Raw genomic sequence first — 12,005 nt, forward strand, 5'->3', positions numbered from 1 at the left:
TTAAAATTAATTCTCATAAATCAATCCTTTTAATGTGGGTTCTTTTAAATCTATATAGAATATTGATATAGGTTCATCTCCTGATGTTTTACCATCTTTATTTAAATCTAATATAGCATTAATGTACAGATAATCATTTTCAGAATCATAATCAGCTCCAATAACTGAATAATTTTTCGGAATTATCAAGGATTTATTTTCTCCATTTTCATCAAAAAAGTAAAAACGTCTTAAATCTTTACTATTGATGTACTTGTCTTTATTGGTATCCTCATCATAAACAGAAATCATATAAAATTTTCTAGTGAGAGGTTGGAATTTAAGTGAATCAACAGTTGGTGAAGGATAATAACATGTTTTTATTAGAACTGGTTTATCAAATAGCTTTTTACCTTTATTTTCTTTATGATCGAAATGAAAAACATTAACTAAATTATACCCATAAAGCGCTTTAAAACCTGGTATTATATTTTGCCAATTATCCTGATTTTTTTGGTTATCATAATAATAGTTATGATGAAATTCACTTGAACCTGTATAATAACTTTTGTCTTTTTTATTATAATTCAATTTAAACAAAGGAGAAATTCTCACATTAGGATTTCCTGTTAAAAGTACTCCTAATGATTTTACCTTAAAATCTAAAGAATCTTTTTTTATAACGTTTTGAGCATCTTTTGAATCAACAACTTCTTCAACTTGCAATCCTTTTTTATCCAAATCATTGGAATGATTACAACTAATTAAAATTGATACGCATACTAAAAAAAATATCTTATTCATTTGTTAGTATTGAAAAGTTCCAAATTCACTATTGATTGTTAATTTTTTTTCTTCAGAAGCTTCCACTCTACCTACAATTTGAGCCTCAATATTAAATGATTTCGAAATTTCAATAATATCTTGAGCAATTTCAGCTGGTACATAAATTTCCATTCTATGGCCACAATTGAAAACTTGATACATTTCTTTCCAATCTGTTTTCGATTGTTCTTGTATCAATTTGAATAAAGGTGGCACTGGAAATAAATTATCTTTTATTACATGTATATTATCAACAAAATGAAGCACTTTTGTTTGTGCTCCTCCACTACAATGCACCATGCCATGAATAGTATCTGATTTGTATTTCGAAAGAATTTTCTTAATTACTGGTGCATACGTTCTTGTTGGTGATAAAACTAATTTACCGGCATCGATTGGGCTATTTGCAACAGTATCGGTTAATTGGGCTTGACCCGAATAAACCAAATCATTAGGAACAGAAGCATCATAACTTTCTGGATATTTTGTAGCCAAATATTTAGCAAAAACATCATGACGAGCAGACGTTAATCCGTTACTTCCCATTCCGCCATTGTATTCTTTTTCGTAGGTAGCTTGACCAAAAGAAGCCAAACCAACTATTATGTCACCAGCTTGAATGTTTGCATTATCGATAACATCAGTGCGTTTCATTCTTGCTGTTACAGTTGAATCTACAATTATAGTTCGTACCAAATCACCTACATCAGCAGTTTCTCCACCTGTAGAATGAATTGTCACTCCATGTTGTTTTAAATCTTGAATTAGTTCTTCAGTTCCATTAATAATTGCAGATAAAACTTCAGCAGGAATAAGACTTTTATTTCTTCCAATGGTTGATGAAAGTAAAATATTATCAGTCGCTCCTACACATAATAAATCATCAATATTCATGATTAAAGCATCTTGAGCAATACCTTTCCACACTGAAATATCACCAGTTTCTTTCCAATACATATAAGCTAAAGATGATTTTGTACCTGCTCCATCAGCATGCATTATGATACAAAAAGCTTCATCATTCGTTAAATAATCGGGAATAATTTTACAGAAAGCTTTTGGAAACAATCCTTTGTCTATGTTTTTGATGGCATTATGCACATCTTCCTTAGCAGCAGAAACTCCTCTAAGATTGTAGCGTTGGCTCGTATCGGAACTCATTAAAAAGTAGTTTGTTGTGTTGTGGCACAAAGATAGTTTTTTATCTCAAAATTCTAAAATTTGACATTAAAAAAGGCTTAAATTTTTACTAGAAAGACTCCTTCAACGTATTCAGAAGGATTTTCTGGAAAAAGTACATTAGTAATTTTAAATGAAGTATAACATTCTTCAATTTCAGATTCTACGTTATATTTCAAATTAACTTCATTAGAAACCATTGTAGTTTGATTATTCAAAGCAATTTTAATATCAATATTTCTAGCATTGATAGTTGTTTTTGGTAATAAATGGATAATATTTACTTCTTCAACAAATTCAAAAGGAATATCATTACCAATAACATCAGTAACTGTAATATCTGTTATAGAATAGGTTTCATTCTGAAAAACGTTCTCGTTAGTAGTTTCATCTAAAATTTCGACAAAAAAAGAAGCTGGAACAGGTTGTTTTCCTTCTATACATTTATCAGAACAACTGCACAAAATAAGAGTTATAAAACTTATAATTGCAATACTAATTTTTTTCATTTATTTATTTACTTAAAATTTCAATTTCAACTCTTCTGTTTGCGGCTGCTTGTTCTTCATTTGCCTCTGGAATAGGATAAATAGGATGATTAATTCCAAAACCTGTTACAGATACTCTAGTCATTGTTATTCCTTTTGCAACTAAAAAACGCCTTACTTGCTTTGCTCTCTCTAATGATAATTTTCTTCTATCACTACTTACACAACAAATATGACCTTGTATTTCGATTTTTAAAGTTGGATTATTTTGCATTACAAATAACAAATCATATAAAGCTCCATTCGATTCAGGTGTTATAGCAAAAGTATTCTGAAAAAAATTAATATCTTTAAGAAGTATTACTGTTCCTTTCTTTGCTAATTTGATTTTTTCATGCAAAGGCAAATTATCATCTATTTCTTCTTCCTTAATCCCTAATATTTCATTCTCTCTCTCTAAATCTTTTTCTAAAATATAATATATAGTTGCTTTCCTATTTTCTGCTTTATTTTGGGATTGATTAAAGTTTTCACCATAACTTCTTGTTTTAAAATCTTCCCTAATAGCTACTTTATCAAGAATAAAATCTGAAATAAAATCGACTCTTTTTTGAGCTAATGAATCATTGTACTCTACAGACCCAACTTCATCTGTATACCCGTTAATTGCAACAATTTTTGATTTACTATTTTTTTGAATCCAATCCTCTAATCGAAGCAACTCCTTTTTAACCAAATCAGATTTATTACTTTCAAAATAAACAGAGAATTGCTCTTGAGCAAAACTGCCATTTAAAAGAAGAAGTAATAATAATGATAAAATAGGCTTCACTTTAAATATTTTTTACGAAGTAACACTTTTTTTAGAAAATAAAAAAATAGGCTACAAGTAATTTAACGTGAAGCTTTAGTAAAAAGTATAAAAAAAGCCTATTCAAAATTTTGAATAGGCTTAAAATTAAATTTCTTTTTTAAAACAGACACTATTTTCGATACCTATATATTGTCCGTAATTTGGTATGATTGAAAAGCCATTTTTCTCATATAAGCGAATAGCTTCTGGCTGTTTTACACCGGTTTCAAGTACTAAATATTTACAATTTAGCTCATTAGACCAATTTTCGAGAGACTTTAAAACTTTAGTAGCAAAACCTTTATTTCTATATTCCTCAGGAACATACATCCTTTTTACTTCCATTGTTTCCTCATCATACTCTTTTATAGCACCACAAGCTACAGCTATAGCATCTAAATAAAGAACGATAACATATTTGATAACCGAAATACTATTAAATTGAGCATAAAAGGAATGTTCGTCTCCATCTCTTATTGCCAAATCTTCATCTAGTTTCCCTACTAAATCAATAAAATCTTTATTGGATGAGTTGGTTTTAACAACTTCAATCATTTGTAATAGATTATCTTAAAAATAATAACTCTCTATATTTGATAAGTGTCCACATTTCATCATCAACTAATAGTTCTAATTTATCAGCATGGTAACGAATTTCTTCAAAACATGGTTTTACTTTATCACAATAAGCTGAAGCCATTTTTGATAAATCAGTAAGATTATTAGCTTTCTTACGCTCTTCTGTCATAGCATCTACCTTAGTATTAATTCCTTCTATATGCTCAGAAATTTCTTTTATTAATGAAATTTGTTCTTTCGCAATTTTTTCGAAGTCTTTACCAAAAATTTCTTTTAAACCTTTAACATTTTCGATTAAAGTATTTTGATAACGTATAGCAGTTGGCACTACATGATTTCTTGCAATATCTCCTAAAACTCTACCTTCAATTTGAATTTTCTTAGTGTATTCTTCTAATTCAATTTCATAACGAGCTTCAACTTCAACATGATTCATAATTGATAACTCATCAAATAAATCCATTGCTTTTTTAGAAATTTTAGCTTTTAATGCTTCTGGAGTTGTTTTATGATTACTTAATCCACGTTTTTTAGCTTCTTTTTCCCATGCTTCACTATAACCATCACCTTCAAAAAGAATGTTTTTAGTTTGCTTGATATATTCTCTTAAAACATTGAAAATTGCTTCATCTTTCTTTAGATCTTTTTTAGCAATTAAAGCATCCACTTCGATTTTAAAATCCTTTAATTGTTTTGCAACAATAGCATTCAAAGTTGTCATTGAAGTAGCACAGTTAGCTGAAGAACCTACTGCTCTAAACTCAAATTTATTTCCTGTAAAAGCAAATGGAGAAGTTCTATTTCTATCTGTATTGTCTAATAATACATCAGGAATTTTACCTACAACGTTTAATTTTAAATCTGTTTTTTCTTCAGGTGATAGTTTTCCTTTAGTAACACCTTCTAATTCTGCCAATACTTTTGTTAATTGTTGACCAATAAATACAGAAATAATAGCTGGAGGAGCTTCATTAGCACCTAAACGGTGATCATTACTTGCAGAAGCAATAGCTGCTCTTAACAACTCTTCATAGTCATGTACTGCTTTAATTGTATTTATGAAAAAAGTTAAAAACTGTAAGTTACTCATAGGAGTTTTACCCGGAGCCAATAAATTAATTCCAGTATCTGTAGCTAGTGACCAGTTATTATGTTTACCAGAACCATTAACGCCTTTAAAAGGTTTCTCATGAAACAAAACTTTATAATCATGTCTTTCAGCTACTTTTTGCATCACATCCATTAATAATGAATTATGATCTACTGCCAAATTGATTTCTTCAAATATAGGCGCCAACTCAAATTGACTTGGAGCAACTTCATTATGACGTGTTTTCACAGGAATTCCTAATAACATACACTCATTTTCTAAATCACGCATGTAGTTAAGTACTCTTGAAGGAATCGAACCAAAATAATGATCATCAAGTTGCTGTCCTTTTGCAGAAGCGTGACCTAATAAAGTTCTACCAGTTGCTAGCAAGTCAGGTCTAGTATTAGCTAATGATCTATCAATCAAGAAATATTCTTGTTCCCATCCCAATGTAGGAGTCACTTTTTTTACATTTTTATCAAAATATTTAGCTACATCAGAAGCTGCACTGTCAATAGCCTGAAGTGCTCTTAACAAAGGAGTTTTATTATCTAGGGCTTCTCCTGTATAAGAAACAAATATTGTAGGAATACATAAAGTAGTACCATATATAAAAGCTGGAGATGTTGGGTCCCAAGCAGTATAACCTCTTGCTTCAAAAGTATTTCTAATTCCTCCATTTGGAAAAGAAGAAGCATCTGGCTCTTGTTGTACTAATTGACTTCCTCCAAATTTTTCAACAGGATCACTACCATCAAATGAAGTTTCAAAAAAAGCATCGTGTTTTTCTGCAGTGTTACCTGTTAATGGTTGAAACCAGTGTGTATAATGAGTAACATCTTTAGATAATGCCCACTCTTTCATTCCCATCGCAATTTGGTCAGCTATAATTCTGTCTATTTTTGTGCCCTTTTGAGTTGCATTTTTAACAGCTTTGTATGCTTCAGGTGTTAAAAATTGTCGCATTGACTTATCATTAAACACATTACTTCCAAATATTTTGGATTTTTTTTCTAATTTTTCAACAGCAACAATTTTCCTACTTGCTGTCTCTTTTAAAGCTTGAAAACGAAAAGTTGACATAAATTTTATTGTTTTTTAAGTTATACCCCTTAATTTTGAATACAAATATATAAAAATATAAACATTATAATAAAAACACCCTATCATTTTTTAAAAAAACCAACAAGTAAATATTTTTTTTAAAATCATTCAAAAAAATCATTCTTCAATAAAATATTAATGTTATTAACAATTTAGTGTTAATAATTTATAAAAAATCCTTTTATTTGCAAGTTATTACGGTTACTAACCGACAAAAAGAATATATATGAAAGGATCCAAATTGAGACTAGTTATGTTGATAATTAGTTTTTTTGTCTTTATGAGCAAGTCTAATGCTCAATGTGCAGGAAATGATAATACTATTACAATATGTACCAAAGAAAACTATAATCAAGGTATTGGTAACCCAAACGGAGTAGTAAATCTATTTACCCTTTTAGGCGTAGGTGCTGTAAATGGAGGTTCTTGGACAAATCTTAATAGTTCAGGAGGTTTAAATACGTCTACAGGAATATTGAATACTTGGCAAATCAATCAAAGTGGAATTTATAGTTATCAATATACTATTAATGGTATTTCAGGTTGTACTGATAATACTTCAATCATTACTTTAACTCTTGGTGGCTTTCCTGGTGTTGATAATCCAAGTGCTGTAGCTTGTGATAACAATGCATCTGTACCTTTATTTAGTTTTTTAGGAAGTAGTCCAAACCCTCATTTTAATGGAACATGGTCAGGAGGTCCTGCTGGCTCAGTAAATGGAAATTTCTTTAATGCTCAGTTAGCTGGCATTGGTACTTACACATTAACTTATACTGTTCCTGCTATTGGAAGTTGTCCTTCTAGAAGTGCCAATGTTTCTTTAACAGTTCATCCTTTACCAGAATCTGGAATTCCATCAAATCTAACTTTTTGTGAAACAGATGATTTTTCAGGATTTACTAATATTAATTTGTTTAATCAATTATCTGGTGAAGATTCAGGTGGATTTTGGTCAGATAATTTTCCTACAGGAGAAATATCTGGAATTGGAGATTCCTTTATAAATATTCAAAATATTGCCACTAATTTTGGACCTGGAACTTATACATTTACCTATAATGTGAATCCAACTCATCCTATATGTACTCCAGCATCTTCAAACGTAGCTATTATTATTGAACCCATAATTGATATTAATGGAGCAAATCTCAACATTACACCAACTCCAATTTGCTATGAAAATTTAAGTACAACAATTTTAACCGCTACAATTACTCAAGGTGTAAATCCAATTCCTGATGGAACATATAATATCACCTATACTTTATCTGGAGTAAATTCGGGAACTGAAACAGTAAGTATTACTTTTATTGGTGGAATTGGAACTTTTATAATAAATTCCGCTTTTGTAAATTCTATTGGAATAACTACTGTAAATATTACTAATATTATAAACCCTAGTAGTGTTACAAACTGTACAAGACCAATAACCAATCTTAGTAATACATTTGAAATTGCTGAAAGTCCAAATGTAAACGATACACAAATCTCTGTCACTAACTTTTGTCTTGGAGAAACTGGTCAAGTAGTTATTAGTGATATTAATAATTCTAATATTGAGTTATCAGATGACAGATACATCATTACTTACATTATTACTGATCCAAATGGATTACAAACTACTGAAACTATAGTAATTATAGTTACTAATGGTGATGGAGTATTCTCAATTCTCAATTCTTTAATTACAATTCCAGGAAATTATACCGTTACTATTATAAATGTTGAAAATGAAAATTCTGGTTGTTCAACTGATACAAATATAACAAGTCCATTTGTAGTTTTTCCTATACCAGAGGCAGATAATATTATTGTTTCGATAGATGACGTTTGTCTTGGTGATACTGTTGTAGTGACTTTATCTAGTGCCAATAATTTATCAGATGGACTTTATGATTTAGATTATTCAATTTTTGGAGCTATCAATGTTAGCAATCAGATAGTAAATAATGTTAATTTCACTAATGGTTCTGCTACTTTTACTTTGCCTAATACAATATTAACTAGTGGCGCATCAACTTTTGTTTTAAATGTTTTGACTAGTGTTTCAAATACATGTGGTACGAGCAGTTTTAATGATGCAAGTGACAATTTTATAATTAACCCACTACCAGATACAACTGGAGCCACAATAACAGCAATTGATATATGTATTTCAGAAATAGAAACTATTTTTATTGGAAATGCAAATATCTTAAATGATGGTGAATATACCATACTATATGATTTAACTGGTAGTAATAATAGTACAGATAATTCTGTGATTGTAACTTTTACAAATGGAAATGGTGATTTTACAATTCCATCTTCATTATTAGAAAATGGAGGAACAACGACAATTACCATTCAAAATATATCTTATAATGTAACTAATTGTGGCACTACTGATTTGTCAGCCAATCCAATAAATTTTATTATTACTGATCCTGGTGTTCCAAGTTTAGCAGTAGATGGCAACTTATTTTGCTTACAAGATTTACCAAACCCAACAATTGCTAACTTAACTTCAAATATAACATCTACTGGAACAATTACTTGGTACGATGCGCCCTTAAACGGAAATATCTATACTTCAACAGATCCAATAACAAATGGAACAACTTATTATGCTTCTCTTACTGATGCACAAGGTTGTGAAGGTTCTTCTAGACTTGAAGTCATTGTTGACTTAACTTTTTGTCCAAATTTATTTATTCCTGATGGTTTTTCACCAAATAATGATGGCTTAAATGATACTTTTTATATTAAAGATGTTGATGTTATTTATCCTAATCATGTACTTGAAATTTATAACAGATATGGAAATTTAATATACAAAGGTGATATAAATACACCTGACTTTGATGGTAAATCCAACCAATCCACAGTTCTGGGTAGTGATATTTTACCTACGGGAGTCTATTTTTATATTTTACATTATAATGACTCAACAAACAAAAAGCCAACACAAGGAAGGTTATATTTAAGCAGATAAGAAAAAAATGAAAAAATTGAATTATATATACGGACTTATTTTGTTGGCTTTTTGTACTTCATTTGCGCAACAAGATCCTCAATTCACTCAATACATGTATAATATGAGTGTAGTTAACCCTGGATATGCTACTGATGATTTAGGAGTTATTAATTTTGGAGGAATTTATAGAGCACAATGGATTGGAGCAACTGGTGCTCCTACTACATCCTCACTTTTTGTACATGCTCCTTTATCTGAAAAATTAGAATCTGGTTTTAATATAGTTAAGGATGAATTAGGTGATGATGTTTTAAATGAAACTACGTTAACAGCAGATTTAGCTTATAAAGTATCATTGAGCCAAAAAGCAAAACTTTCGATTGGTTTAAAAGCTGGTGTCAATTTCTTTAATACAAACTTTAATGGCTTTCGATTAAATGATGATGCTATTGGAACTGATAATGCATTTCAAAATTTAAATGAGACCTTTCTTAATGTTGGTGCAGGTGCTTTCTTTTTTACAGAAAACTATTATTTAGGTTTATCTGTACCTAATTTTTTACCCAATAAACAATTAAAAGAAGCTAGTGGAATAAATGCTATAGGTGTAGATGAATTGCATTTCTTCTTTACAGGAGGCTATGTCTTTAATTTATCAGATAATATCAAGTTTAAACCAGCTTTCATTACTAAATTAGTTCAAAATGCTCCATTATCAGCAGATATTACAGCTAATTTTATGTTTTTTGACAAATTTGAAATCGGAGCAGCTCATCGTTTTGATGATTCCTTTAGTGGATTAGTCAACTACAAAATTACACCTCAATTAAGAATTGGTTATGCCTACGATCATACCATTAACAATCTAGGTCAATTTAATTCTGGTTCTCACGAAATAATTGTGTTATTCAACTTGGATACTTTTGGCAACAGAGGATATGACAAATCACCTAGATTCTTCTAAAAGCAAAAATTTTATGAAAAAAATTGTAATTATATACTTTATAACAACTTTGAGTATTTTTGCTCAAGAAAGTCAACTAAAAAAAGCAAATAAGTATTTTAAAATAGCTTCCTTTGAAAAATCTGCTGAAGCTTATGCTGCTTTAATTTCTGATGGAAACACAGATCCTTTAGTTCTAAAAAAAGCAGCTGATTCTTATTATTATATTTCTGATTTTGAAAAAGCAGTAGGTTTATATAAAACATTAATTGACAAACAAAAAGAATCTTTGGATGACCAATGCATATTTCGTTATGCACAATGTTTAAAAGCTTTAGGTAAGACAGAAGAATCAAATACTTGGATGCAACTTTATGAAAAAGAAATTCCAGAAGTTGTTTATAAAGCTACTATTGAAAAATTAGAAACTATTAAAAAACAAGGGAACAAATTTGAAATAAAAAATGAAGTAATCAATACTCCTCAGTCTGATTTTGGTCCAGCAATTTATAAGGATAAATTGATTTTTTCATCAGCCTCAAAATCTAGAGGATTATTTTCAAGAAAATACAAGTGGAATGACCAAGCTTATCTTGATTTGTATCAGACTACTTTAACAAATACGACCTTAGATAGTACAGTTGTTCCTTTCTCTAAAGAATTAAATTCCAAACTTCATGAAGCAGATGTTACTTTTACAAAGGATGGAAAAAGAATTTATTTTACCAGAAATAATAGTGAAAATGGAAAACGTAAAAAAGATGACAATAAAGTTACCCAATTGAGTATTTACTCGGCTGATTTAGTAGATGGCAAATGGACTAACATTACTTCTCTTCCATTTAATGGTTTAAATTATTCAACCATGCATCCTTCTTTAAACAAAGAAAATAATCGTTTGTATTTTTCATCTGATATGCCTGGAACTTTAGGGTCATTTGATCTTTTTTATGTTACTATTGATACCAATGATAGTTTTGGTAAACCAATTAATCTTGGTGAAGAAATAAACACAAAAAATAGAGAACAATTTCCTTTTATTAGTAATGAAGGAAAATTATTCTTTTCATCAGATGGTCATCCTGGCTTTGGTTTGTTAGACGTTTTTATGTCAGAAGTTAAGGATGATGTTTATACAAAACCACTAAATTTAGGTTTACCAATAAATACCAATTTAGATGATTTCTCATTGATTTATAATGACACTTCAAAAAGAGGCTTTTTCGCTTCTAACAGAGAGAACGGAAAAGGAGATGACGATATTTACAGCTTTTTACAAATTGCTCCTTTACAAGATTTTCAATATTATGTTCAGGGTATTGTAATTGATGAAGAAAATGATGTACCAATAACTGAATCAACGGTATTCTTATTCGACGAAAAAGGAGACAAAATAAACGAAATGTTGGTGAATGAAACAGGAAATTTCTACTTTGATTTACAACCAGGAACCTATAAAATAAGTGTTTACAACCCTAATACTATACCTGCTGAAAAAACCTTTACAGTTTTAGATAATGGTACTACAAAGACAGAGCAAATTATTAAAGTAAAAAGAATTCCAAAAACATTCTTAGAAGAATTAATTGCTGAAGAAGGAGATCCAAAGGTGATTACTGATAATGGTGTTTTAATGTTTGATCTTCCTGAAATTTTATTTGATTTTGACAAATTTAATATTAGAGCTGATGCCAAAGTACATTTAGACCAATTGGTAGATAAATTAAATCGTTATCCTTTAATAAATATTGCTATTGGTTCCCATACAGATAATCGTGGAACAGAAGAATACAACAGACAATTATCACAGGATAGAGCAACTTCAACCATGAATTACTTAGTAGAAAGAGGAATTAATGCTTCTAGAATAACTGCTGAAGGATTTGGTGAAAGCAAACCAAAAGTAGATTGTATCGATCATCAATGTTCTGATGAAGAACATCAAATTAACAGACGAAGTGAATTTGTTATATTAGTAAAACAAGAATAAGATAGAAGACCTC

General features: G+C 29.7%; 9 protein-coding genes. 3 read left to right on the top strand and 6 right to left on the bottom strand.

Annotated elements, in window-relative coordinates; translation table 11 throughout:
- Positions 1 to 6 precede the first annotated feature (6 nt).
- The 6 genes from FIA58_RS14340 to FIA58_RS14365 form a co-directional block, all read right to left on the bottom strand.
- On the bottom strand, positions 7 to 783 hold the full coding sequence (locus FIA58_RS14340; protein ID WP_140963175.1) for a hypothetical protein: 777 nt from the start codon (positions 781 to 783) through the stop codon (positions 7 to 9).
- A 3-nt stretch (positions 784 to 786) separates the two neighbouring features.
- Positions 787 to 1,965 carry an AIR synthase related protein gene (locus FIA58_RS14345; RefSeq protein WP_140963176.1) on the bottom strand — a complete coding sequence of 393 codons (1,179 nt, stop codon included), beginning with the start codon at positions 1,963 to 1,965 and terminating at the stop codon, positions 787 to 789.
- Between the two features lie 77 nt (positions 1,966 to 2,042).
- Positions 2,043 to 2,492, bottom strand: coding sequence for a hypothetical protein (locus tag FIA58_RS14350; protein WP_140963177.1), 450 nt, complete (start codon positions 2,490 to 2,492; stop codon positions 2,043 to 2,045).
- A gap of 4 nt (positions 2,493 to 2,496) precedes the next feature.
- Positions 2,497 to 3,303: an OmpA family protein gene (locus FIA58_RS21740; protein WP_317167911.1), complete on the bottom strand. Its 807-nt coding sequence runs from the start codon at positions 3,301 to 3,303 to the stop codon at positions 2,497 to 2,499.
- Positions 3,304 to 3,429: 126 nt separating this feature from the next.
- On the bottom strand, positions 3,430 to 3,879 hold the full coding sequence (locus tag FIA58_RS14360; protein ID WP_208022813.1) for a GNAT family N-acetyltransferase: 450 nt from the start codon (positions 3,877 to 3,879) through the stop codon (positions 3,430 to 3,432).
- Positions 3,880 to 3,889: 10 nt separating this feature from the next.
- On the bottom strand, positions 3,890 to 6,079 hold the full coding sequence (locus FIA58_RS14365; protein ID WP_140963178.1) for a glutamine synthetase III family protein: 2,190 nt from the start codon (positions 6,077 to 6,079) through the stop codon (positions 3,890 to 3,892).
- Between the two features lie 247 nt (positions 6,080 to 6,326).
- On the opposite strand from FIA58_RS14365, the gene FIA58_RS14370 reads away from it, so the two are divergent.
- From FIA58_RS14370 to FIA58_RS14380, 3 genes are read left to right on the top strand one after another with little or no spacing between them, the layout of a single operon-like run.
- Entirely contained in the window at positions 6,327 to 9,077 is a 2,751-nt protein-coding gene (locus FIA58_RS14370) for a gliding motility-associated C-terminal domain-containing protein (RefSeq protein ID WP_140963179.1), read from the top strand.
- A gap of 7 nt (positions 9,078 to 9,084) precedes the next feature.
- Complete coding sequence (locus tag FIA58_RS14375) at positions 9,085 to 10,023, top strand: PorP/SprF family type IX secretion system membrane protein (RefSeq protein ID WP_140963180.1); 939 nt, start codon at positions 9,085 to 9,087, stop codon at positions 10,021 to 10,023.
- Between the two features lie 13 nt (positions 10,024 to 10,036).
- Positions 10,037 to 11,992: an OmpA family protein gene (locus FIA58_RS14380; protein WP_165928932.1), complete on the top strand. Its 1,956-nt coding sequence runs from the start codon at positions 10,037 to 10,039 to the stop codon at positions 11,990 to 11,992.
- The last annotated feature ends 13 nt before the right edge of the window (positions 11,993 to 12,005 follow it).

Origin of the sequence: Flavobacterium jejuense, from assembly GCF_006491595.2 — a bacterium.
In the GTDB taxonomy this organism is placed as follows: Bacteria; Bacteroidota; Bacteroidia; order Flavobacteriales; family Flavobacteriaceae; genus Flavobacterium; species Flavobacterium jejuense.